Origin of the sequence: Thermosynechococcus sp. PP555 (assembly GCF_031583225.1) — a bacterium.
GTDB lineage: Bacteria > Cyanobacteriota > Cyanobacteriia > Thermosynechococcales > Thermosynechococcaceae > Thermosynechococcus.
This window is the reverse complement of sequence record NZ_CP134168.1, coordinates 624,361-646,506: the sequence shown is the minus strand read 5'-3', so window position 1 is coordinate 646,506 and position 22,146 is coordinate 624,361. Positions and strand designations below refer to the sequence as shown.

At 54.1% G+C, this 22,146-nt stretch carries 23 protein-coding genes and 1 tRNA gene; 12 read left to right on the top strand and 12 right to left on the bottom strand.

Annotated features, from left to right (window positions below):
• Window positions 1-70: 70 nt before the first annotated feature.
• The 3 genes from RHH27_RS02995 to RHH27_RS02985 all read left to right on the top strand — a co-directional run bounded on the left by RHH27_RS02995 (window position 71) and on the right by RHH27_RS02985 (window position 1,176).
• Complete coding sequence (locus RHH27_RS02995; RefSeq protein WP_302677317.1) at window positions 71-667, top strand: nucleoside triphosphate pyrophosphatase; 597 nt, start codon at window positions 71-73, stop codon at window positions 665-667.
• A 65-nt stretch (window positions 668-732) separates the two neighbouring features.
• Window positions 733-1,095: a 50S ribosomal protein L19 gene (rplS, locus tag RHH27_RS02990; protein ID WP_302677316.1), complete on the top strand. Its 363-nt coding sequence runs from the start codon at window positions 733-735 to the stop codon at window positions 1,093-1,095.
• 8 nt (window positions 1,096-1,103) lie between these two features.
• Window positions 1,104-1,176: transfer RNA gene (locus tag RHH27_RS02985), tRNA-Trp, on the top strand.
• Here the strand turns inward: RHH27_RS02985 and RHH27_RS02980 are convergent.
• Both RHH27_RS02980 and RHH27_RS02975 read right to left on the bottom strand, forming a co-directional pair.
• Window positions 1,177-1,860 carry a type I restriction endonuclease subunit R gene (locus RHH27_RS02980; RefSeq protein ID WP_302678811.1) on the bottom strand — a complete coding sequence of 228 codons (684 nt, stop codon included), beginning with the start codon at window positions 1,858-1,860 and terminating at the stop codon, window positions 1,177-1,179.
• 11 nt (window positions 1,861-1,871) lie between these two features.
• A complete protein-coding gene (locus tag RHH27_RS02975; protein ID WP_302678810.1) occupies window positions 1,872-3,119 on the bottom strand; it encodes a site-2 protease family protein in 1,248 nt (415 codons plus the stop codon).
• A gap of 140 nt (window positions 3,120-3,259) precedes the next feature.
• Between RHH27_RS02975 and RHH27_RS02970 the strand changes: the two genes are divergently transcribed.
• Entirely contained in the window at window positions 3,260-3,472 is a 213-nt protein-coding gene (locus RHH27_RS02970; protein ID WP_206201005.1) for a hypothetical protein, read from the top strand.
• A 17-nt stretch (window positions 3,473-3,489) separates the two neighbouring features.
• Complete coding sequence (locus RHH27_RS02965) at window positions 3,490-3,849, top strand: phage holin family protein (RefSeq protein WP_302678809.1); 360 nt, start codon at window positions 3,490-3,492, stop codon at window positions 3,847-3,849.
• Here the strand turns inward: RHH27_RS02965 and cobJ are convergent.
• From cobJ to RHH27_RS02925, 8 genes are all read right to left on the bottom strand, one after another.
• Window positions 3,846-5,675, bottom strand: a complete 1,830-nt coding sequence (gene cobJ / locus RHH27_RS02960) for a precorrin-3B C(17)-methyltransferase (protein ID WP_302678808.1) — start codon at window positions 5,673-5,675, stop codon at window positions 3,846-3,848. The genes RHH27_RS02965 and cobJ overlap by 4 nt on opposite strands.
• Window positions 5,676-5,678: 3 nt before the next feature.
• Window positions 5,679-6,167, bottom strand: a complete 489-nt coding sequence (locus tag RHH27_RS02955; RefSeq protein WP_225901636.1) for a TM2 domain-containing protein — start codon at window positions 6,165-6,167, stop codon at window positions 5,679-5,681.
• Between the two features lie 89 nt (window positions 6,168-6,256).
• Window positions 6,257-6,931: a GTP cyclohydrolase I FolE gene (folE, locus tag RHH27_RS02950; protein WP_225901689.1), complete on the bottom strand. Its 675-nt coding sequence runs from the start codon at window positions 6,929-6,931 to the stop codon at window positions 6,257-6,259.
• Window positions 6,932-6,978: 47 nt separating this feature from the next.
• Complete coding sequence (locus RHH27_RS02945) at window positions 6,979-7,686, bottom strand: SDR family oxidoreductase (protein ID WP_302678807.1); 708 nt, start codon at window positions 7,684-7,686, stop codon at window positions 6,979-6,981.
• Complete coding sequence (locus tag RHH27_RS02940) at window positions 7,683-8,657, bottom strand: acetyl-CoA carboxylase carboxyltransferase subunit alpha (protein WP_206201000.1); 975 nt, start codon at window positions 8,655-8,657, stop codon at window positions 7,683-7,685. The genes RHH27_RS02945 and RHH27_RS02940 overlap by 4 nt, the downstream gene beginning before the upstream one ends.
• 23 nt (window positions 8,658-8,680) lie before the next feature.
• Window positions 8,681-9,709: a long-chain acyl-[acyl-carrier-protein] reductase gene (locus RHH27_RS02935; RefSeq protein WP_302677311.1), complete on the bottom strand. Its 1,029-nt coding sequence runs from the start codon at window positions 9,707-9,709 to the stop codon at window positions 8,681-8,683.
• Window positions 9,710-9,753: 44 nt separating this feature from the next.
• The gene (locus tag RHH27_RS02930; RefSeq protein WP_149820418.1) at window positions 9,754-10,449 is read right to left on the bottom strand and encodes an aldehyde oxygenase (deformylating); all 696 of its coding nucleotides are present in this window, start codon (window positions 10,447-10,449) and stop codon (window positions 9,754-9,756) included.
• 147 nt (window positions 10,450-10,596) lie between these two features.
• Window positions 10,597-11,043, bottom strand: a complete 447-nt coding sequence (locus tag RHH27_RS02925; RefSeq protein WP_302678806.1) for a hypothetical protein — start codon at window positions 11,041-11,043, stop codon at window positions 10,597-10,599.
• A 326-nt stretch (window positions 11,044-11,369) separates the two neighbouring features.
• Here RHH27_RS02925 and grpE point away from each other — a divergent pair, with 326 nt between their 5' ends.
• Together grpE and miaB are read left to right on the top strand one after the other, a co-directional pair.
• Window positions 11,370-12,056, top strand: coding sequence for a nucleotide exchange factor GrpE (gene grpE, locus RHH27_RS02920; protein WP_302677309.1), 687 nt, complete (start codon window positions 11,370-11,372; stop codon window positions 12,054-12,056).
• 15 nt (window positions 12,057-12,071) lie between these two features.
• Window positions 12,072-13,424 (top strand): tRNA (N6-isopentenyl adenosine(37)-C2)-methylthiotransferase MiaB, encoded by a 1,353-nt coding sequence (miaB, locus tag RHH27_RS02915; protein ID WP_206200996.1) that lies wholly within the window; start codon window positions 12,072-12,074, stop codon window positions 13,422-13,424.
• Between the two features lie 11 nt (window positions 13,425-13,435).
• On the opposite strand, the gene RHH27_RS02910 is transcribed toward miaB, so the two are convergent.
• A complete protein-coding gene (locus RHH27_RS02910; protein ID WP_302678805.1) occupies window positions 13,436-14,545 on the bottom strand; it encodes an ATP-dependent 6-phosphofructokinase in 1,110 nt (369 codons plus the stop codon).
• Window positions 14,546-14,737: 192 nt separating this feature from the next.
• Here RHH27_RS02910 and dnaG point away from each other — a divergent pair, with 192 nt between their 5' ends.
• Window positions 14,738-16,816 carry a DNA primase gene (dnaG, locus tag RHH27_RS02905; RefSeq protein ID WP_302678804.1) on the top strand — a complete coding sequence of 693 codons (2,079 nt, stop codon included), beginning with the start codon at window positions 14,738-14,740 and terminating at the stop codon, window positions 16,814-16,816.
• A gap of 98 nt (window positions 16,817-16,914) precedes the next feature.
• Here dnaG and RHH27_RS02900 read toward each other — a convergent pair whose 3' ends face one another.
• Window positions 16,915-17,592 carry a Crp/Fnr family transcriptional regulator gene (locus RHH27_RS02900; RefSeq protein ID WP_206200993.1) on the bottom strand — a complete coding sequence of 226 codons (678 nt, stop codon included), beginning with the start codon at window positions 17,590-17,592 and terminating at the stop codon, window positions 16,915-16,917.
• Window positions 17,593-17,704: 112 nt separating this feature from the next.
• Here RHH27_RS02900 and RHH27_RS02895 point away from each other — a divergent pair, with 112 nt between their 5' ends.
• From RHH27_RS02895 to RHH27_RS02880, 4 genes are read left to right on the top strand one after another with little or no spacing between them, the layout of a single operon-like run.
• Window positions 17,705-19,996 carry a nitric-oxide reductase large subunit gene (locus RHH27_RS02895; protein WP_302678803.1) on the top strand — a complete coding sequence of 764 codons (2,292 nt, stop codon included), beginning with the start codon at window positions 17,705-17,707 and terminating at the stop codon, window positions 19,994-19,996.
• Between the two features lie 34 nt (window positions 19,997-20,030).
• Window positions 20,031-20,747, top strand: coding sequence for an iron-sulfur cluster repair di-iron protein (ric, locus tag RHH27_RS02890; protein WP_302678802.1), 717 nt, complete (start codon window positions 20,031-20,033; stop codon window positions 20,745-20,747).
• On the top strand, window positions 20,747-21,193 hold the full coding sequence (locus RHH27_RS02885) for a CopD family protein (protein ID WP_206200990.1): 447 nt from the start codon (window positions 20,747-20,749) through the stop codon (window positions 21,191-21,193). The genes ric and RHH27_RS02885 overlap by 1 nt, the downstream gene beginning before the upstream one ends.
• A 14-nt stretch (window positions 21,194-21,207) precedes the next feature.
• Complete coding sequence (locus RHH27_RS02880; protein WP_302678801.1) at window positions 21,208-22,041, top strand: YwiC-like family protein; 834 nt, start codon at window positions 21,208-21,210, stop codon at window positions 22,039-22,041.
• Window positions 22,042-22,146 lie beyond the last annotated feature (105 nt).

Sequence of the window (22,146 nt, the reverse complement as noted above, 5' to 3'; positions counted from 1 at the left end):
GGGACACCTCATGCAGGTTTAACAATTTCAATGTGAGATCATAAGAATCGGTTACTGAGCAAGCAGTCCTATGGTGCCCTTTGTTCTTGCCTCTGCCTCGCCGGCGCGCCGCCAACTGCTGCGACAGGTTGGCATTGATCCCATTATTCAACCCAGTCACTTTGATGAATCCGTGATTCAGGCAACTACTCCCACGGAACTGGTGCGATTACTGGCACGGTGTAAGGCAGAAACAGTGGCTCAAACCTACCCACCCCCCGCCCTCATTTTGGGCTGTGATTCTGTGCTGGTTCTAGGGGGAGAAATTTATGGTAAACCAGCCTCGCCAGAGGTGGCGATCGCCCGCTGGCAACAAATGCGCAGTCAAACGGGAGAATTGCTGACAGGCCATGCCTTGATTGACTTGGCACAGGGGCGCACCTGTGTTGAGGTCGAGTCCACCCAAGTTGTTTTTGCCGATATTAGCGATGCCGAAATCGCTGCCTACGTCGCTTCTGGTGAACCCCTTGCCTGTGCTGGTTGTTTTGCCCTCGATGGCCAAGGTGGTGCCTTTGTCGAGAAAATTGTCGGGACTCCTAGTAATGTCATTGGCTTGAGCTTGCCCCTACTGCGGCAGATGCTGCTGAGCTTGGGATACACCCTTGGCGATGTGCAAAGCAAGAAATGAAAAACTGGCCTAGACAAGTCTAAATGCTTAGGGTATGCTAAGAGATTGCGAGTTAAGGAACTGTCATGAACGCCCAAGACATTATTCGCTCGATTGAAGCGGAGCAAATGAAGACTGACTTGCCCGTGATTCATGTGGGCGATCGCGTTCGGGTTGGTGTCAAAATTCAAGAAGGCGGTAAAGAGCGCGTCCAACCCTACGAAGGGGATGTGATTGCTATGCGCAACACGGGCATTAACCGCACCATTACCGTGCGCCGTGTCTTCCAAGGAGTGGGCGTTGAGCGCGTCTTTTTGCTACATTCGCCACGAATTGATAGTATAAAAGTAATCCAGCGGGGTAAAGTCCGCCGTGCCAAACTCTACTACCTGCGCAACCTCGTGGGTAAGGCCTCGCGTATCAAAGCACGGTTCGATCGCCCTCTGTAAACAGCCTTGCGTCCTTAGTTCAGTTGGTAGAACGTCGGTCTCCAAAACCGGATGTCGGGGGTTCGAGTCCTCCAGGGCGCGTTAGTTAATCTGATCTGAAGGTTTTGGTGTCTTAAAGTCCTTTGCAACAGGGATGTACTGGACTAAATGCTTGAGTATCTGGGCGACGCGGATGAGATTGCGATCGCTATCGGAAAGCAAAGTAAAGTTATGAGATAGCGCAAATTCATTGCCAATGAGTTTCACAAAAAGATAGTCATAGCCATTCGTCACCAAGCCAAAAATAGGGAGATTGCGGTCGGGACAGGCAGACATATAGGCAAGGGCTTGGGGCACAGCCCGTAAGACACTAAAGCCACTTCGTTTACCTTCAATCACGACTAGCCAGAAGTTGTCCCGAATCGTCAGCGCATCTATCCGTCCCTCTAGGCTGACTTTGCCCTCCTCACTATCAACTTCCGTTTGGATTTCTACCCATGTTTCACCGCGAATGCGATAGGGGGGGTCACACAGGCCTAATGCGTCTAGTAAGGGGGATAGCAAGATAATGTTTAGCGTTCCCTCGCTCACTTCACTTTCTTCTAAGTAGAGTAAATACCGTTGGGATAAGCGGCTTAATGCCTCTATTTCCCTATCGCTGAGCTGTGCTGTTTCCGATTGCCACTCAGGAAAAAAGTTAGGGTTGGTGGATTTAACGAGACCTAATTTGGTCTCTAAATCCCGAAAGTTGATGATTGCTCGAGCGATCGCCGTTGCAGTAGCCATTGTTAAAATTCTTAGCGAACTTGAGAAACGAGTGGTGTGCCGCGATCGCTCCCCTGAAATTGCAGCGCTGTTTTTGCCAGTTCCAATAATTGCAGTTCAGGGGGATAGTGCCTTTCTTGCTTGAGGCGTTGAATGTCCTGTTTCCCCAGTTGCCAGTGCAACCGTTTGGCTAGAGCCAGTAGGACATCGCCGCGATCAATGACGCCCGCCACGGCATCGGCAGGGGTTAAAACCGTAACAAAGCGCTGTTGCTGCTCCTCTAGGGTGCAAACCGTCTTGGCGAGAGAGTCTGATTCTTTGACGGTGGCGATCGCCCGCAGGGGGACGGCTAACTCTTCGACTGGCGTCACTTCCCAGCGGCTGCGCTCCACATGGTTCAAGGCTTGGGGATCCAAATAACCGCGGTAGCGACCATCGGTGGCGACAAAGTAGGCTGTGGGCTGGCGATCAGCTAGGAGGAGATAGCAATCGGCAAACTCCCGCAGAGAGAGCGTGCCCTCAATGACGCGAAAATCCCGTGTCATGGCCTCGGCAGCCGTTAGAGTGAGCAGCGTTTCTTGGAGCTGGCTGAGACGGTGGTAGAGTATCGCATTTTGCAGGGCAAACCAACCCAACAGTCCCAACCACAGGCCATTACCACTGCCAAGGAGGGTCACAAACAGCCCAAAACTAATGGCCAACCAGCCCAACAGTTGTCCCGATCGCGCCGCCCAACGCATCCCCTGAAAGCGATTGCCTGTCAATTTCCAAACGGCTGCCTTGAGCACTTGACCCCCATCGAGGGGAAGTCCCGGCAGAAGGTTAAAAACCCCCAAGACAAAGTTGATATTGGCCAGATAGAGCAACAGTTCATGGAGGGGATGATCCCCCGGCAGTACCACGGCTGCCCCTTGCAACAGGGCAAAAAGGGCAAAACTCACCAAAGGCCCCGCGATCGCCACCTGAAAAGCTTGACCGGGGGTATTGGATTCCCGTTCAATGGCCGCCATGCCGCCAAAGAGAAAGAGGGTAATCGAGCGCACCGTAATCCCTTGGGAACGTGCCACCAAGCTGTGTCCCAATTCATGGAGCAAGACTGAGGCAAACAACAGCAGGGAAACGACAAATCCCATTCCCCATGCCAGTGCTCCCCACTGCGGGTAGGTGGCTTGCCAGTCACTGCCATTGAGAAAGGTAAACAGCAGAATCACCAGAAACCACGACCGATCAATGTAGAGGGGAATGCCAAAGACACGCCCCACTTGCCAACCTTGTCCCATGCCCACCTCAGTGCATCGCGCTCTATCTCCATTATCGCCCCAGATTCTGAATACACATGATTTACAAAAATTTGCGTCTCAAAACGTGACCTTCCCATCTCTGGCCTAAAATAAAGGCAACGCTGCTGGAGGATGGTGCGATGTCTCAAGCCCCTGTACTGGTGTCTGCCAATGGCCATGTCCTAGACGTGTCCTTTGATTCCTTTTGGCAAGGGTTGCAGGAGTTTGGCTCCCATTTGCTGTGGTCATTGTGTCTCTCACTGCTCCTGAGCCTTCTCCTCAGTCTGATCAGCTACTGGCTTAGCGTGACTTTTGGGATACCCGTACTGCCCTTCTTTTTGATTGTTGTTTAACTGGTGAGGAGCTGCGTATGTGGGGTTTACTCATTACTTGGATTGTGACCAGTATTAGTTTGTTTATTGTGTCGCGCCTCTCATTTTTGGGTGTGGAAATTGATAAATTCACAACCGCGCTGTGGTCGGCGATTGTCTTCGGCTTTTTGAATGCCACGTTGGGGGCTATCCTGAAATTCTTTGCATTCCCCTTTATTTTTCTGACGTTTGGTTTGGTTGCGCTGATTATCAATGCCGCCATTTTTGCCCTTGCAGCAGCCCTTGTCGATGGCTTTAGACTACGCAATGGCTTTTGGAGCGCCTTTTTTGGCTCGATCGCCCTCAGTATTGTCAACTGGGCTTGCCTTAGTCTGCTGGGTCAGGCCGGCTTGCTCTAGGATGCCTTTCCTAGATAGCCACGAGGGGTAATCAGCCAATCATGGAAGCGGCGGGTACTGGCATTGCCGATCAGCACCAAGCTGAACATATCCACCGTTTCCGGTTTCAAGGCGCCAAGGGTGGTGAGGGTGATCTGCTCCTCAGGGCGATAGGCGGCACGGACGATCGCCACGGGTGTTTGCGGTGAACGATATTTTAAGAAAATGGCTTTGGCGTCCACCAATTGCTGCTGGCGATCGCGCGAACGCGGATTATAAAGGGCGGTCACAAAATCGGCTTCAGCCGCCGCCCGTAAGCGCTTCTCAATCACTGGCCAAGGGGTCAGGCGATCGCTGAGGCTAATGGTACAAAAGTCATGCATCAGGGGTGCCCCTAGGCGGGCAGCGGCAGCATTCACGGCACTCACCCCCGGCAACACCTCTACGGGTAAATCGCTGATACCCGCTTCTGCCAATAGCTCTAGCACCAGACCCGCCATGCCATAGATGCCACAGTCCCCAGAAGAGACCACGGCGACATTGAGTCCCCACTGGGCTAGATCGATGGCATCTTTGGCGCGTTGTCGCTCTTGGGTAATGGCATAGGCAGCAACCATCTGTCCTGGTCGCCGCAGGGGGGCCAGCAATTCTAGGTAAAGCCCATAGCCCACGAGAATATCGGCGGCCAAAAGGGCAGAACGGGCTGCGAGGGTGAGTTGATCCAAGGCTCCCGGACCAGTGCCAATCAGGCTCAAGGCACCTTGGCGGGGAATGAATTCCCGTTCAGACTGGGCAATGGCGATCGTCACCGCACCGGGTTCACCCCCTTGACGGTAAATCTGCTTAGGAACAATTAAACGCCCCCCCTCACTGGCTAATACTGCTGCGGCTTCAGCCACACTGGGCGTTCCCATTTCTGCGGCGACAATGGTTGAGGGGGTGGGTACGCTAACAGGCGCCAATTCTTGAGCGGAAAACCAGCGGCTTGGCCAATGGTGCGCCGCAGCCACCTGACATAACCCCACTTCATCGGCTTTGCGATCAATACTGGCAAGGCCGGCGATCGCCAGCGGGCTTAACCCGGCTTGGGCAAGGGTATGATCAATGGCCTGCTGGATCAGGGCTGCGGATGTTCCCCGTTCACAGCCAATGCCGAGCCACAGTACCCGTGGATGCCAAGCCACACCTGAGGTCAAAGAGGAGGGCAACGCTTTTTCGGTAATCCAAACCGCATTTTCTAGGGGTGGGGTGCTGACAAACTCAAGGGGGTGATCTGAACTAAGAGCCGTGCGCCACAAAGAGCTACCGCAGGTTTGATACACTTGCAGCGGTTTTCCTTGAGCTTGTTGGCGGGCGATCGCGTTCCAGTCGCCGCTGCCTCGTTGCCACCCCAAGGCCGTTCCCCAGGTATCCACAGCAAAGTAGCCTTGGGCATGACTTGCTCCCGTGAGAATGGGTGTTGCACCAATGGCGGCGCTGAGCATTTGACACAGGCGATCGCCCCCAGCCCCATGACTACCTAGCAAACTCACGATCCATTGACCATCCTCAGACAGAACGCAGACCGCCGGATCCTGTCTTTTGTGGGTCAACAGGGGCGCGATTAACCGCACCACCGCACCGCAGGCTAGGGCAAAGACCCAAGCGCGATAGTGGCACCAGTGTTCCTGCAAATGGGCTGCAAGGGGGCGATCGTAGGTTTGTACCCTAGGGTGAGTGGATGCTAAATGGCTGGGTACCCAGATGTTCAGGGGAATCCCCGTGTCAACAAGGCGTTGCAGTTGAGCCAGCCCTTGGGCAGTGGTGGCGATCGCCCCAATGGGTTGAAACTGGTCTAACCGTGGCATGAACTAGACATCAAAGCGATAGCGCACTGCGCCCGTTTCTGGATCGTTAAATACTGTGGCGTAGCCGAGGCGTTGGGCTTCAAAGAGCAGTTCCTCAACGGTTTGGGCATCAAAATGGGTATAAAGTGCGGCTTGGGCGGCAGAAAGGACGCCACCGTGTTCCTTAGCCACTTGCAGTAAGCGGTGCATGGGCGTCGTGGGGTTGAGGTCGGCTTGTTCCCATGCGGTCAGATAGCGCCCCCGCAGGTAGGTATTGCGGTGATCTACCATCCCCGGAATTAAAAAGAGATCAATGAATTGGCCAATGCCACAAAAGCCAAAGGTGATCAGGTACAAAAAGCCAATCATCGGCTGGCCGACATAGAAGCGTTGCAGGCCACAGAAACCCCCAAAGCTCAAGCACCACAGCAGATAGGCAACCCCCACCTTGAGGAATTTTGGCTGCGTTTGCCAGCGTTGGCGATGACTGGAAAAGGAGAGTGTTTGCCCCATGATCTCAGGAGGATTCTGCTATTTCTCATCCTAACCTAAGTTTCTGAAAACCACTGCGGGGGCTAGCGATCGCCCCCCAAGGATACGTCCTAGAAATTCGGCTGATGACGAATCAGATTCAGAAACTCCTCACGGGTCTTTTGATCTTCACGGAAAACCCCCAGCATCGAACTGGTCACCGTCCAAGAGCCGGGTTTTTGGACACCGCGCATCACCATGCACATATGGCTGGCTTCCATGACCACAGCCACCCCCTTCGGATCGAGAACGGTTTCAATGGCTTCGGCCACTTGACGGGTCAGGCGCTCCTGCACTTGCAGCCGCCGCGCATACATTTCGACAATTCGTGCCAATTTGCTGAGGCCGATCACCCGCTGATTGGGGATATAGGCCACATGGGCTTTGCCAATGAAAGGCAACATGTGATGCTCACAGAGGCTAAAGAAGTTAATGTCGCGCACTAAGACCATTTCATCGTGGCCTTCATCAAAAATCGCGCCGTTGACAAGGGTTTCAAGGGATTGACTATAGCCACTGGTGAGAAATTGCATCGCTTCAGCAACCCGCTTGGGGGTTTTCAGTAACCCCTCGCGATCGGGATCCTCACCCACATTGAGTAGAATTGTGCGCACTGCGGCCATCATTTCTTCTTTGGCAACCTCAGGGGGGGGTGGGTGGGGAATCGCTTCTTTGCCTTGGTGGGTGTTGCGATCGGGCAGAATTGCCGGAGTGGTCGCTTTACCGTTGATGATCGAATCGGGCATATTGAACGTTGTCATAGAAAGAGTGACAAGTGAAGGACAAAGGGAGCCTAGAGGGTTCCGCCAAGGGGCATCACCACTAGCTCTTCCACAAAAGCCGTTTGCGGCAATTGAGTCGTGTACAAAATCGTGTTAGCAACGTGTTCAGGGGTTAACATCCCCGTGCGGTCAAAGTTTCCTGCTACGTCTTCCCAAATGGGGGTATCAACGGCGCCGGGACAGATGGCAATCACGCGGATACCGTGGGCGCGTTCTTCAGCCGCCATCGTTTTGGTCAAGGCCATGAGGGCAAACTTCGAGACACAGTAGGCGCCCCAGTCGGGAAAAACTTGGCGTCCAGCAATTGAAACAACATTTACTATCGTACCGCACTGGCGGGATCGCAGTTGCGGCAGTACCGCTTGCGAGCAAATGAGGGCACTGGTGAGGTTGACGTTAAGAATTTGCTGCCAGTCCGCCAAGAGTTGATCAATCAGGGGCGCAGTCCTAGCCATCCCCGCATTATTCACCAGTACATGGACATCGCCAACACGAGCGAGAATCTCATCAAGGCGCGATCGCAGGGGTTCAGGATCGCTAAAGTCCACGCTAAAGGTATGGGCTTCAACCCCACAGGCCACCACTTGGGCATGAACGGCAGCAAGTTTGGCGGGCGATCGCCCCAACAGCACGACATTAAACCCCGCTTGGGCAAAGGCAATGGCCGTGGCGGCCCCAATGCCACTACTGGCGCCCGTGATTAAGACTTGTTGGGTCATATCGCTTCACTAAAGACGCCCATGCGCCGAAACTTCTGATAGCGCAACTCCCGCCGTTCACTACTGCTGAGGGCTTGCACTGCCGCCAAATTTCGCAGGAGAGCCGCCTTGAGATTTTCCGCCGCTTCTACGGGGTTGCTATGGGCAGCGCCGACAGGCTCGGGCACAATTTCATCAATAATCCCCAGCTTCAGCAGGTCGCGAGCCGTAATTTTCAGGGCTTCCGCCGCTTGGGGCGCTTTTTGGGCATCGCGCCAGAGAATTGCGGCACAGGCTTCTGGGGGCGCCACACTATAGACGGCGTGCTCAAACATCAGCAGGCGATCGCCGACACCAATGGCCAAGGCTCCCCCTGAGCCACCTTCACCAATCACGGTACAGATGATCGGCACCTCAAAGCGAAACATCTCCCGCAGATTGTAGGCAATCGCTTCCCCTTGGCCAAACTTCTCCGCCTCTACCCCAGCCCAAGCCGCTGGTGTATCAATAAAGGTGAGGATGGGCATCTGAAAACGGTTCGCGTGCTCCATCAGACGCAGGGCTTTGCGATAGCCCCCCGGTGAGGCCATACCAAAATTGCGAGCCACATTATCCTTGGTGTCGCGACCCTTTTGCTGCCCCAGCATCACGACGGGTTGACCATTGAGGCGACCAATACCACCGACAATGGCCGGATCATCGCTGCCTCGGCGATCGCCATGGAGTTCAATCCACTCTTCGCTAATGGCTTGGATGTAATCCAGCGTGCTGGGACGGCGCGGATGACGAGCCACCTGCAGGGTTTGCCCCGGCGTCAGCTTACTGAAAATTTCATAGCGCAGTTGCTTGGCGCGCTCTTCCAATTCACGGATTTGCTCCGAGACATCAACGCCAAACTCCGAGGACTTATCCCGCACCTGCTGAATTTGGGCTTCTAGCTCCACAAGGGGCTTTTCAAACTCCAACAGAAGCGTGCGACGTTCGTTTGCCATAGGCGATTGGGTTCCTTTTGGTTTTACTGAGGGTTCAACAGTAGGGGCTGAAATCCGTGTTTACGGGAGACCTCACCAATTTGCTGCATCTTTTCCACCGTGATTTGATTGCGCCCCCAAGAGAAATTGGTGTGCCAGCCCTCAAACTCCAAAAGCATGGCTTCCGCAAAACAGGCAAACATCTGCCGTGAGGGCACATCCATATTCACAATTTCCATAATTTTCCAGTCAATATCGAGGGCGTGCTCGACAATGCCACCATTGAGAACATGGATCTGCGGGTGCTGAATTTTAGTGCCCATATTTTTCGGGTAGCCGCCATCAATCATCAGCGAGGGGCGTTTTAACTGCTCAACGCTCAGCTCGACGCCCTTGGGCATACTGGCCACCCAAACCACAATATCGGCAAGGGGCAGGGCATCCATTAAGTCTAGAATTTTCCCCCGTCCCAATTCCGCCTGTAGATCTAGCAGGCGATCGCGATTTCGTGCCACCAGTAAGAGATCCTGCACATCCAAGCAGGTATTCAACCAACGGCAGACAGCACTGCCAATATCCCCAGTAGCCCCACAGACAGCCACAGTTGCCTGACGCAAATCAATCCCCACTTGGGGCGCCGCCTGCTCAATTTGTTGGCAGATGATATAGGCGGTGTGGGTATTCCCCGTGGTAAAGCGGCGAAAGTCTAGCTCGATATTGCGAACGTGGGACATTTTCTCCAGATCAAAGTTCTCAAAGATGATCGAGGAGAAGCCCCCCAGCGCCGTAATGTCAATATCATGCTTTTGGGCATGGGCCATGGCGTTAATGATTTTGCGAGTCGCCGCCTTCACCCGCTGGTTGGCCAGCATTTCCGGTAAGAAGCAGGACTCGACGTATTTGCCATAGATAGTTTTGCCCGTGACGCTTGTCACCGTAATCTCATCGACGATCTGCGGCGGTGCCATACACCAAAATTCCAAGCCTTGATCGGCGTATTCGGGATAGCCTAACTGGTGGGCAACGGCTTGGGCGTGCTCCAGATTCGTCAGATGACCAATTAATCCAAACATACAAGCGTGCGGTGACTAAAATGTAACGATATGTTAAGCCACCCTTATGCCGCAGTTAGGCCATAAACCGACATCTTCATAATTTCGCGGGTGGTAAAGCCGATATTTTCTAGGGCACCACTGTACTGAATCATGAAGTCTTCCACAAGGGCGTCTTTTTCCATGCCAAGCACTTTGGCATCTGCTTCCACTTGGTTGAGCATTTTCCAGACCAAGGGCAGGTTGGCGCGATTGGCTTCTTCAACTTCGGCTTTGACGCTCTCAAAGTTTTCCTTTAACCAGATTTCGCCAAAGTTGAGGTGGCTGTACTCATCTTTGACCACACCCTCAGTAATTTTGCGGGCAAAGGGATCTGCCATCGGGATGTAGATGTTGTAGGCGGCGATCGCGAAGCACTCGATGATTAAAGCTTGAATCAGTAAGCAAGTCGCAATTTTCCCCTCTGCGAGTGCCGCTTGAAAGTTACCGTGCAGTTTTTCAAAGAAGGCCTTGGCAAATTCCATATCTGGGGTCACGCTCAGGTTGCGACCACAGGCCTCAAACCCCTTTCTGTGGCGGGCTTCCATCTTGGCAAGGCGGGTGAGTTCTTCTTGGTGCTCGGGCAGCAGCTTGGCTAGGTCAATGTAATTGTCGTGAGCTTCCTGTTCACCTTCAATGACAATGGCGTTGATGCGGCTGTAGGCATCCTTGTAGCGATCGCTATGGTAGTCCAACTCAGGGGTAGCGGTAGCCGTTGTCATTGCAAACTCTCCTAAACACAAATTTATTAGAAGTTATGAGGTAGCAGGGCTTCCGTTATCATAGCGCAGCAGCGATCCCCTGACGAGGGGCAGCGTGCCAGAGATTTTCGAGTTCCTGAATAGGCGAATCTCTATGCACCGATAGCACTAGAAACTGCCCATATTGCTTGGGGGTGGCACTTCTGGCAACGGCTGAGGGGGAGGAGCGACCGACTGAATAGGGCCATTGTAGTCAATGCGAATCATCGGATTGCTGGGGTCGGGGTTGACCGTGACAATACTTTCAATAGTTGGTGGTTCCGCAGGTGCCCCCCCTAGAAAGCGAAAGGTAAACGTACCATCACCATTGTCCACGTAGGGGGATTGACTCGCAGGCCCAAACATGGATGCTTCAGCGCGGTAGCGACTCAACCCGCCATTCGCCCGCTCTGCTGCCTGTCGTGCCCAATTCCGTGCCCGCTGGAGGACTGGATTATCTACCCCAAAGGGATTAAAGTTTTCCCGTGGTGGTGGCTCTGTCTGTGCCAGCACTGGACTGATACCTGTCAACGCGCACGCTAGAATCAGGCTGAATGTCATGGGGTGAAAGGACATCAACGCAAACTCCCACTCCTAAACTTTGCTTTGGCAGTCATGCCCTTAAGTGACGAGCAACTGAATCTTTCAGTTCCAAACCCAATATGAACCTTGTCCTAAAATAGGGGATCCATAAAGGGGAGGCAATCCTCTTCCATAGTGCCCCTCTGGTTTTTGGCTGCGTGCCAGCCTTGGGAAAAGAGCCGTAGTAGAGAAGTCCGTAATAGACGGATGCCTCGCCCCTATTGATACAATGGGTAAAGTGATAGGCTAAAACGATTGCACGAGTTAAACGCACTGCGGTGCGCAATCCACAGTCTAGAGGGCATAACCTGAGTCAACCTATGAGTGATGAAACCCTAACCAACCCCGCTGCTGAAGCCCAAGAAGGCGAAATTACCCCCGATGTCGTTGAGAATCATGCAGAGGCCACCACGAGCGAAGAGGGTCAAGCATCTGAGGCGACCTCTACGGATACTCCTGCGGATGCAGCGGACTTGCTAGAGAAAATTGCTGCCCTTGAAGCTGCCAAGGCTAGTCTTTCGCAGGTGGTGGAGGAGCGCAATAGCCAATATATGCGCCTTGCCGCTGACTTTGAAAACTTCCGCAAACGCACCCAGCGAGAAAAAGAGGAACTAGAGCTACAGATTAAGTGCAGCGTCATTGCTGATTTACTGCCGGTGGTGGATAGCTTTGAGCTAGCCCGCACCCACATTCAAACCGAAACAGAGGCGGAAGAAAAAATTCACCGCAGCTATCAGGGGGTTTACAAGCAACTGGTGGAGTGCCTCAAGCGCATTGGTGTTTCGGCGATGCAGGCCAGAGGCAAGCCCTTTGATCCCAATCTCCATGAGGCTGTGCTGCGGGAAGCAACGAATGAGCACCCTGAAGGCACGGTGATTGAAGAACTCAAGCGGGGGTATATGCTGGGCGATCGCGTGTTGCGCCATGCCATGGTCAAAGTGGCCGCTCCTCCTGAAGAGGGTAGTGCCAGTGACACGAATCCCACCAATGATGTGACGGACGTATAGGGGCACTTCAAGGGAATGCCACGCCGCTACTACATCACCACCTTTGGCTGCCAAATGAACAAGGCCGACTCCGAGCGCATGGCCGGGGTCTTAGAAGCAATGGGCTTAGAACCGGTGGCCGAGCCGGATGAGGCCGATGTCTTGCTCTACAACACCTGCACGATTCGCGACAACGCCGAGCAGAAACTCTATTCTTACCTAGGGCGGCAAGCCAAGCGCAAGCATCAAGACCCCAACCTAACGCTGATTGTGGCCGGTTGTGTGGCTCAACAGGAGGGGGAACAATTGCTGCGGCGAGTGCCTGAAGTGGATCTGGTGATGGGGCCGCAGTATGCCAATCGCCTTGGCGAGCTGCTGGAGCAGGTGTGGAATGGCAGCCAAGTGGTGGCAACGGAGCCACTGCACATTGTTGAGGACATTACCAAACCCCGCCGCGATAGTACGGTCACTGCTTGGGTCAATGTGATCTATGGCTGTAATGAACGCTGCACCTACTGTGTGGTGCCGGGGGTACGGGGGCAAGAGCAATCCCGCCGCCCCGAGGCAATCCGCGCCGAAATTGAGGAACTGGCGGCTCAAGGCTACAAGGAAGTGACGCTCCTTGGGCAAAACATTGATGCCTACGGTCGCGATTTGCCGGGAATTACCCCAGAGGGGCGACGACAGCACACGTTTACGGATCTGCTCTATTACATCCACGATGTGGCCGGTATTGAGCGGATTCGCTTTGCCACCAGCCATCCCCGTTATTTTACAGAACGCTTGATTCGAGCCTGTGCCGAACTGCCCAAGGTGTGTAAGCATTTCCACATTCCCTTTCAGTCGGGAGATAATGAGATTCTTAGGGCAATGGCACGGGGCTATACTCGCGAGCGTTATCTACAAATCATTGAAACGATTCGCCGCTATATGCCAGATGCCGCCATTAGTGCCGATGCCATTGTCGGCTTTCCCGGCGAAACAGAAGCCCAATTCCAACGCACCCTAGATCTGGTGGCGGAGGTGGGCTTTGACCAACTGAATACGGCAGCCTATTCACCGCGCCCGAATACGCCAGCGGCCACCTGGGACAATCAAGTACCGGAAGAGATTAAAGAAGATCGTCTGCAACGGCTGAATCATTTAGTGGCCACGATCGCCAGCGATCGCTCCCAACGCTATCTTGGACGGGAAGAGGTAGTGCTGGTGGAGGGGGTCAATCCCAAGGATCCGCAACAAGTCTATGGCCGCACGGATGGCAACCGCCTGACCTACTTACCCGGTGAGATTGAGACCCTACGGGGACAACTGGTGCGGGTTCGCATTACCGAGGCGCGAGCCTTTAGCCTCAGTGGCGTGCCTCTTACAGCTCATTCCTTGGTTGGCTGATTCCGTGGGGTCTAGATCGCACAAATCACTTCATCGCGGCAAAGAGTGGGATCAACATAGGGCAGCATCGGCTGATCCCCGACATAAATGCCCAGCCCTTGAGCCGTGCGAATTAAAAAGCTATTGGGATCTACATGGCGTGGGCATTGAGCCACCACATTGGCAATGGGAACAGTGACCACCTGTCCTGCCTGCCAAGCTACCATGCGATCAAATGTCCCTTGAGCGGCTAAATCCACAGCGGTATGGCCCATGCCCGCTGCCAACAGCCGATCTATGGCCATGGGGGCACCGCCCCGTTGAATGTGACCTAGGACTGAAACCCGCAGCTCAATGGGGATGGGACTGTGCTGGGCAATTTTATCGGCAATGTACTGACCAATACTGCAATGGCGGCGCTGGTGGGCGTCCTGCTCCAGTTCTTTGACACCCTCGGCAACGACGATGAGGGCAAACTTACGTCCCCAGCGATCGCGCAACTTTTGCAGATGCTGGCAAATGCCTTCAATGGAGTAAGGAATTTCTGGGATGAGGATCATATCGGCACCCCCAGCAATCCCCGAATACAGAGCCAAGTGACCGGCAGTGCGCCCCATCACTTCCACCACAAAGACGCGATCATGGCTAGCGGCGGTGGAGGTAATCCGACTCAGGGCTTCCACCACAATGTTGACGGCGGTATCAAAGCCAATGGCGCGATCCGTAAGAGCAACGTCATTATCAATGGTTTTCGGAATGGCAAGGAAATTCCAGTTTCCCTTTTGCGCCAGTTGATGCAAAATCTTCAAGCTGCCATCGCCACAAATGGCAATAAGAGCATCCAAGCCCAATTCATAGTACCCAGCAATGACTTCATCGGCATGGCCAAGGGTATCGCCCTTATTAATTGCTCCGAGAATGGTTCCCCCCATGTTGAGCAGTACATCCATTCCCCCGAGACCCTCGGCATTGAGGGGGATCGCCTTCCGCTCAATTAACCCCTGAGTGGCGTGGAGAATGCCAAGCACCTCCCAACCGTAACTTAAGGTAGCATGGGCAACAATAGCACGGATGGCCGTATTTAGACCCGGGCAATCTCCGCCACTCGTAAACACACCAAGTCGTTTGCGGCTGGTACTCATGAATCCTTGCTCCCTATGTGAACGGTTATGGCCTCAAAGCCTGCCTCTGCGCCTAACAACGACACCGTCAACATCCTAGCGAAGGTCAATCGCCCTTGACTGCTTGAGTTAAGAGCTTGCAACATCCTTAGGAATCGTTGAATTTTGCAGCGGGGAATCTCTGATTAGGGGGATCGCTTAGACTAGTGATCTATGGAAATTCCTCGCCTACACCCCGATACGATTGAGGCGGTGCGCCAAGCGGTTAACATTGTCGATGTGGTGGCCGAGCACGTTGTCCTACGCAAGCGTGGGCAAGAATACGTGGGTTGTTGTCCTTTTCATGAGGAAAAAACCCCCAGTTTTACGGTGAGTCCCCTGAAGGGCTTTTATTACTGTTTTGGCTGTGGGGCGGGCGGCAATGCCATTAAGTTCCTGATGGAACTGCAAAAACGCTCCTTTGCCGAGGTGGTACTCGACCTTGCCCAACGCCATCAGATTCCAGTGCGCACCCTCGATAGTGAGCAAAAACAGGCCCTACAAGCGCGGCTCTCCCTTCAAGAGCAACTCTACGAGATTCTGGCGATCGCCACTAGTTTCTATGAACATGCCCTGCGGCAACCCATTGGCCAAGCCGCCCAAGACTATTTGCAGCGGCAACGCCATCTGCGAGAGGAGACGATTCAGCAATTTCGCTTGGGCTATGCCCCTGCGGGTTGGCAAGTGCTCTACACCTACCTTGTGGAGCAAAAAGGGTATCCCCCTCAGCTGGTAGAACAGGCCGGTTTGATTATCCCTCGGCGGACAGGGGACGGCTACTATGACCGCTTTCGCGATCGCCTGATGATCCCGATTATGGATGCCCAAGGACGGGTGGTGGGGTTTGGCGGTCGCACCCTCAGCAACGAAGAGCCAAAGTATCTCAACTCTCCAGAAACCCCGATTTTTAACAAGGGGCAGTTGCTCTTTGGGCTGGATAAGGCGCGGCAGGCGATCGCCCGCCAAGATCAAGCAATTGTTGTCGAGGGTTACTTTGACGTGATGGCGCTGCACCAAGCGGGGTTTTCCCAAGCGGTGGCCAGTCTAGGAACGGCCCTCAGCCAAGCTCAAATTAAATTACTGCTGCGCTACACCGAGTCGAAGCAAATTATTCTCAACTTTGATGCCGACCCAGCGGGAGAACGGGCGGCCGATCGCGCCATTGGTGAGGCTGCCGATTTGGCCTATCGGGGTGATCTGCAACTGCGAATTCTCACATTACCAGCGGGCAAAGATGCGGCTGACTTTTTCAGTGCGGGTGAAGCACAGCGGGAGCACTACCAAGCTCTCTTGGATCAAGCGCCCCTGTGGCTGGATTGGCAAATTCAAACCATTGTGCAGCAGTACGATCTCAAGCAAAGTGATCAATTTCAGCAGGCGAGCCAAGCCCTGAGCCAACTGTTGGGAAAACTGCCCAATGCCACACTGCGCAGCCACTACATTCACCACTGTGCTGAGCTATTGGGAGGCCATGATAGTCGCTTCGTTCTCCGTTTAGAAGAATCCCTGCGGCAACAGGTGCGGGGTCAACGTTGGCAGGGGCGATCGCAAAAATGGCAACGTCCGGCGGACTATAACCTCCGTCAAGCGGCGGAAGAACAACTGCTGCGCCTCTACCTCCACTGCGGCGACTATCGTCCCCTGATTCGCCAAGCCCTGCAAGCGCGGGACATTGAATTTAGCCTCTCCCACCATCGTTGGCTGTGGCGGCAGATCTTGGCCATTGAAGAAGCGTACTGTGCCGGTCTGCCAGCGCCCGATGATCCCTATACCACTGAGTGGCCCCTTCATTCGCCCACGGAAACAGAAACCCAACTCACGGATTTAGATTTGGTCACGCACCTTTTTGATCGCCTCGATGAGGCAGAGGAGGCCGCCCTCATTACTCCACTACTCCATTTGGATGAAACGACTACCGTGAGTCTGGATCGTCCTGAACTCGTGATCCAAGCAGCGGCAGCAGCCCTTGAGCGCATTGCTGTTGAAAAGCGATGTCGCTATATTCTCCGGACTTGGCAGGAAACTGTCGCGCTGATTTTAAGTGAATCCCTTGCCAGCGAAGCCCTGCGCCAGTATTTGGATCGCCTACTCACCGACAACGAACCTGCGATTGACGACATCCCCGGTGTGGCGCCAGAGCGACTGCAAGTGCTTGCCCAACTGCGCCGTGACTACTACCAGCATCGCCAATACCTGCAGCAATTGGATCAGCAGCGCTGTCCGCCGTTGGCCGCAATTCGCAGCTATACCTAGGTCTAGTTCTGGCGCTGTTCAATACTGAGCCCCTTCATCGCTCCCCAAAATTGTTTCTGAAGGTTTTGAGCCGGTTGAGCCTTGGGGAAAAAGCTCGACTATTCTTCACTCAATCTTTGTAGCCGCTGGCGATCGCAGATGGTAATCTCATTGCCCTCTACCTTCAGAATGCCTTGGGTATTCAGGTCGTAAAACGCCCGCGACAGCGTTGCAGGAATAGTGCCTAGCAAAGCGGCCAGCTCTGTTTTTTTCAAATCTAGGGTAATACTATCTGGGCGATCGCTAGTGGCCAATCGTTGCAACAAATAGGCTGCTAGGCGTTGGGGCACCTGTCTAAAGGAAAGGTCTTCTATAAGACTCACCAAATGACGCAGATGCCTAGCAAAGCTAGCTAGCAAACGAACACTTAGATCCGCATCTTGGTGGAGCAAATTCAAAAAAGCGAACCGCGGCAAAAAGATCAGTTCAACGTATTCAATTGCTTCTGCCGAGGCAGGATAGGGCTGGTTATCGAAGGCCACCACCTCCGCAAAGCTGTCGCCCGGTTCAAAGATATTCAGGATTTGCTCCTTCCCTGCCGCTGAGAGATTAAAGACCTTGACCCGCCCGGTTTTCACAACAAAAAACCCCGCAGCGGCATCGCCTTTTCTAAAAATGATTTGCTGCCGTTGCCAAGTCTGTAACTGCGAAATTGCAACCAACCGCCCTAGCTGGGGTGGCGAAAGCTCACTAAACATTGGTGACTGGCGCAGACATTCCTCAATACCCGCTTTCATGACCCACCGTAAAAGTTAAATATTTCTCAAGGTTCCTTTTGACCTAAGTCAAGGCGCTACCCCCCAAGCCGCAGCTACCTTAAGTCTCAATAGCTGCCGAGAGGAAGTGTCTATGGCAAACGTCCCCTTCAATATTACTCAAGCAGCTCACCTAGAGCGAGGGTGGCACTTGCGGCTACCCGCTTGGTTAGTGCTAGTCTGTGTCATTACCTTTAGTGTGCTGCTGACAGCAGGCGCCGTTATTTACCGGCATGCCCCGCCAATACCGACAACGATTGTCTCGCCCCAACAGGAGGTGCTTTTTAGCCGTGAGAACATACAGCGAGGTCAAGAACTGTATCTGGCACGGGGCGGCCAGCACATTGGCAGCATCTGGGGTCATGGCAGTTATCTGGCTCCAGACTGGACAGCGGATGTGCTGCACCGCTGGGGTCTAGCCACCGCTGGAATTCTCTACCGCGGCGATGCGAGCTTTAGCCAAGCAGATTGGGAGGCACTCTCTGCCTCTGAGCGGGCTCAACTACAGGTGCAAGTCCAAGAGCAATTTAAGCCCAACCGTTACAATCCTGAAACAGGAGTGCTGACGCTCACCCGTGCTCAAGCCCAAGGACTGCGCCACGTCTTTGAGCAGTACAAAACACTGCTATCCCAAGGTGCAGCGGCGCACTCTATTCCGCGCAACTGGTTTACTGATCCCGCGCAAATCCGCGATGTGACTGCTTTTTTTGCTTGGACCGCTTGGGCAGCAGTCGCCACTCGTCCTTTGGCGCCCTTTTCCTACACGGCGAATTTTCCCCATGATCCACTGGTGGGCAACCAACCCCCAGGGCAGTTTGTCATTTGGTCGATTGTCTCAGTCGTTGTGTTAATTGCTGCGATCGCCGGCTTTCTCGTTGTCTATCTGCTCCAAGGGGAGGATGCGGTTCAAGCGGTAACAGAGCGCCCCGCCATCCGCCTTGCCACCCCCAGCCAAAAAGTGACTACCCTTTTCTTTGGGGTGGCCATGGGTCTGTTTCTCCTGCAGATCCTCATGGGCATGGTCACTGCCCACTATGCCGTGGAAGGAGATGGATTTTATGGTGTGCCAATTCAGCAGTATCTCCCCTACGCTGCCTCACGGACATGGCACGTGCAACTGGCGGTCTTTTGGATTGCCACCTGCTGGCTGGCGGCCGGTCTATACTTTGGCCCTCGCTTTGCGCGCCATGAACCGAAGTTTCAGGCTTGGGGAAACATGGGGCTTCTGATTGCCCTCACCGTAGTGGTTCTTGGTTCCCTTGGGGGAGCTTGGGCAGCCGTTCAGGGCTATCTGGGTGCCCGGAGTTTTTGGCTGGGCCATCAGGGCTATGAGTATGTGGAGCTAGGGCGACTTTGGCAACTCTTGCTGATTGGTGGCATGGTATTTTGGTTATGGTTGATGTTTCGGGCGCTGCGACCTGCCCTTCAGGCAGAAGGGAGCAAGACAGGCCTCAACCACTTTTTCCTTTACAGCGCCATTACCATTCCCCTCTTTTATGGGGCAGGGCTGATGTACACCAACCATACCCCTCTCAGTGTGGCTGAGTATTGGCGCTGGTGGGTGGTTCATCTGTGGGTAGAGGGCTTCTTTGAGGTCTTTGCCACGGTGGCGATCGCCTACTTGTGCAGTGAACTGGGATTCCTAAGGCGCTCCGCAGCTCTGCGGGCCACCTACTTGACCACCATTCTCTACCTCGGCAGTGGTGTCATTGGCACACTCCATCACCTCTATTTTGCGGGTACACCGGTTTTGATCACTGCTTTGGGCGCTGTGGCCTCAGCGTTGGAAGTGGTTCCCTTGACCCTGATTGGGTTTGAGGTTCTGAAGTCGCTGCAGCTTTCCCAAGAAGCCCAAGGGTTCTATCGGCTACCCCTGCGATTTTTCATTGCTACCTGCTTTTGGAATTTGCTGGGGGCAGGGGTTTTTGGTTTTCTAATCAATCCACCGATAGTTCTCTACTATTCCCAAGGACTGAATACGACGCCAATTCATGCCCATGCCGCCCTCTACGGCGTATACGGCTCGCTGGCGATCGCCTTAATGCTCTTTGTTCTGCGGGAAATCACCCCGGAAACTGCTTGGGATGAAAAGACCTTCAACTGGGCATTTTGGTGGCTCAACGGTGGCTTGGTGGGCATGCTGGTGCTCGGTCTGATTCCCAATGGCTTCTATCAGCTGGTGCAATCCATTAACCACGGTACTTGGTATGCCCGCAGTGGAGCCGTCATTCACTCCCCCTGGATGGAATGGACCGTCTGGCTGCGGATTCCTGGGGATGTCATCTTTGCCGTTGGTGCCGGACTGCTCATCTATGGCGTAGGACGCGCCCTCTGGGGGATTTGGCGGCAGCCCAGTGTTGCGGTCTCCCTCGACCTTACCCACTAGATTCTCTCTCCACCTTGTATTTGGAGGCCTGACCATGACATCTTTACAACTGACGGATACGGTGGGTGCCCTTGTGCGGGATTACCCTTCCTTAGCGGCCTTGTTTGAGACGGCAGAGATTGATTACTGCTGTGGCGGTCGGCAAACCCTTGCTGAAGCCTGTGCCCAGCGGGGCATCGATGCCCAAACCTTCCTTAAGGAGCTAGAAGCTGCCATAGAAACTGCTCCTGAGCCGGCGATCGCTGACCTTTCACTGACCGCCCTCGTTGACCACATTGAAACAGTGCACCATGCCTACTTGCAGCGGGAACTCCCCCGCCTCGAGGCGCAGGCGGAGAAGGTGGCGGCCGTTCACGGCTCGCGGGATGCCCGTCTCCAGCAACTGCACGCAACCGTCGTGGCCTTGGCCGCAGAGCTAAAAACCCACCTCCAAAAAGAGGAGCAAGTTCTGTTCCCTAGGCTGCGGCAGTTGGAGAAAAACTATGATCAGGCAGTCAATGTCTTGATCCCAGCTGCGATTGATTGTATGCAACGGGAGCATGCAGAGACGGGCGTAGCCCTCACCCAGTTGCGGCGCCTGAGCGATGGTTTTACGCCGCCTGAGTGGGCCTGCAATACGTACCGCGTGCTTTTGGCAGGGCTGTTGAGCCTTGAGAAAGACTTGCACCAGCATATCCACAAGGAAAACAATCTCCTGTTTCCCAAGGCGATCGCCCTCCTTGAAGCCAAGCGTCTAGCCTGTGCGTCGTGATGTTATTCAAACTCCTGGTGATTCTCCATACCCTCGGCGCAACTGTATGGGTGGGCGGGCACCTTATTCTTGCCCTAACCGTTCTGCCCAAGGCCCTCAGGCAGCAGGATGCAACGCCCATCCAGCAGTTTGAGCAGCCTTTTGAAAGGTTGGGTCTGGGGGCATTATTGCTGCAGCTGCTGACGGGTATTGCCCTAACCCTCATTTATTTTCCCGGCGGGGTGGGATTTTGGCCACCGCAGTCTGTGGTCTCCCAATATGTTCTCGTGAAGTTGGGACTGTTGCTGGCAACCCTTGCCCTCGCTGTACAGGCTCGCTGGTTCATTTTGCCCAAGCTGACAGCAGAAACACTGCCCCGGCTGGGGTTTCACATTATGGGGGTCACAGTTTTGGCTGTTCTGTTGACTATTTTTGGTGTTGGTATTCGTCTAGGGGGATTGGTTTAGTGGAGGATGCAATCATGACCATTTCAGAGCCATCAGCGGTTGCGGAAACTGCATCAGCAGCAAGGAGGGGAACACCTTGGTACGTGCCCACCTTCTCCCCAGAACATGGGGTTTATGTGATGTTGATTGTGGCGTTTCTCACGGGGGCAGCAGCAGCGCAGCACTGGAGTTGGAGAACCACGCTGGCTCTGGTGACTGCCTTTAGTGCCTTTCAGGCGGAGCATCCCTTAACACTACAAATCAAGCAGCGGCGAAGTTGGAAACCCCGTTGCCTGATGTGGGGAGGCGTCTACAGTGCCCTTGCCCTTGGCCTTGCTTTTTATCTTTACCTTGAGGTGCCACGGTTACTTTGGATTTACCTAGGGGCGATCGCCATTTTTGCGATTGATAGTATTGCCGTAGTTTATCGTCAACGCAAAGCCATCTGGAACGAGTTACTCACCTTTGCAGGGGTCTGCTTGGTGGCTCCCCTAACGGAGATGGCCACCACTGAAGAGGTCTCTTTCCTGTCTGTTGGATTATGGCTGTTGAATACCCTTTTCTTTGGCAGTGCGATTTTTGCTGTGAAGCTGCGTAAGCACAAAACCGCCTTTTGGCTCCCTGGTTTGATTTATCACAGTGTTGCCGCTCTCCTCATTGGTCTTTTGTGGTGGCTAGGGTGGTTGCCCCCCTTGGCAGCGGCGGCCTTTGCCATTGCACTGCTCAAGTTTGGCCTCATTGTTTGGCAAGCCAACTGGTACAGAAACACAGCCATAAAAAACGTTGCCTTGCTGGAAACAGGCTCAGCATTTTTATTTCTCAGCCTGATCCTTGCGGCGCTGTTGCCTGCCCATTTGCCTCGACCTTAGCTTTTTTAGCGGTTTTGGCTCAATGCGCCGCCCTTCAGGAGGGGGAGGATTCAAAGCTGTGGAGAGCCTCAGGGGTGCCAACGATCCCCAAGGCTTTAGCCCCTA

Coding starts and splice junctions, on each gene's coding strand:
- RHH27_RS02995 (WP_302677317.1), top strand. CDS start 71: ATGGTGCCCTTTGTTCTTGCCTCTGCCTCGCCGGCGCGCCGCCAACTG.
- rplS (WP_302677316.1), top strand. CDS start 733: ATGAACGCCCAAGACATTATTCGCTCGATTGAAGCGGAGCAAATGAAG.
- RHH27_RS02980 (WP_302678811.1), bottom strand. CDS start 1,860: ATGGCTACTGCAACGGCGATCGCTCGAGCAATCATCAACTTTCGGGAT.
- RHH27_RS02975 (WP_302678810.1), bottom strand. CDS start 3,119: ATGGGACAAGGTTGGCAAGTGGGGCGTGTCTTTGGCATTCCCCTCTAC.
- RHH27_RS02970 (WP_206201005.1), top strand. CDS start 3,260: ATGTCTCAAGCCCCTGTACTGGTGTCTGCCAATGGCCATGTCCTAGAC.
- RHH27_RS02965 (WP_302678809.1), top strand. CDS start 3,490: ATGTGGGGTTTACTCATTACTTGGATTGTGACCAGTATTAGTTTGTTT.
- cobJ (WP_302678808.1), bottom strand. CDS start 5,675: ATGCCACGGTTAGACCAGTTTCAACCCATTGGGGCGATCGCCACCACT.
- RHH27_RS02955 (WP_225901636.1), bottom strand. CDS start 6,167: ATGGGGCAAACACTCTCCTTTTCCAGTCATCGCCAACGCTGGCAAACG.
- folE (WP_225901689.1), bottom strand. CDS start 6,931: ATGCCCGATTCGATCATCAACGGTAAAGCGACCACTCCGGCAATTCTG.
- RHH27_RS02945 (WP_302678807.1), bottom strand. CDS start 7,686: ATGACCCAACAAGTCTTAATCACGGGCGCCAGTAGTGGCATTGGGGCC.
- RHH27_RS02940 (WP_206201000.1), bottom strand. CDS start 8,657: ATGGCAAACGAACGTCGCACGCTTCTGTTGGAGTTTGAAAAGCCCCTT.
- RHH27_RS02935 (WP_302677311.1), bottom strand. CDS start 9,709: ATGTTTGGATTAATTGGTCATCTGACGAATCTGGAGCACGCCCAAGCC.
- RHH27_RS02930 (WP_149820418.1), bottom strand. CDS start 10,449: ATGACAACGGCTACCGCTACCCCTGAGTTGGACTACCATAGCGATCGC.
- RHH27_RS02925 (WP_302678806.1), bottom strand. CDS start 11,043: ATGTCCTTTCACCCCATGACATTCAGCCTGATTCTAGCGTGCGCGTTG.
- grpE (WP_302677309.1), top strand. CDS start 11,370: ATGAGTGATGAAACCCTAACCAACCCCGCTGCTGAAGCCCAAGAAGGC.
- miaB (WP_206200996.1), top strand. CDS start 12,072: ATGCCACGCCGCTACTACATCACCACCTTTGGCTGCCAAATGAACAAG.
- RHH27_RS02910 (WP_302678805.1), bottom strand. CDS start 14,545: ATGAGTACCAGCCGCAAACGACTTGGTGTGTTTACGAGTGGCGGAGAT.
- dnaG (WP_302678804.1), top strand. CDS start 14,738: ATGGAAATTCCTCGCCTACACCCCGATACGATTGAGGCGGTGCGCCAA.
- RHH27_RS02900 (WP_206200993.1), bottom strand. CDS start 17,592: ATGAAAGCGGGTATTGAGGAATGTCTGCGCCAGTCACCAATGTTTAGT.
- RHH27_RS02895 (WP_302678803.1), top strand. CDS start 17,705: ATGGCAAACGTCCCCTTCAATATTACTCAAGCAGCTCACCTAGAGCGA.
- ric (WP_302678802.1), top strand. CDS start 20,031: ATGACATCTTTACAACTGACGGATACGGTGGGTGCCCTTGTGCGGGAT.
- RHH27_RS02885 (WP_206200990.1), top strand. CDS start 20,747: ATGTTATTCAAACTCCTGGTGATTCTCCATACCCTCGGCGCAACTGTA.
- RHH27_RS02880 (WP_302678801.1), top strand. CDS start 21,208: ATGACCATTTCAGAGCCATCAGCGGTTGCGGAAACTGCATCAGCAGCA.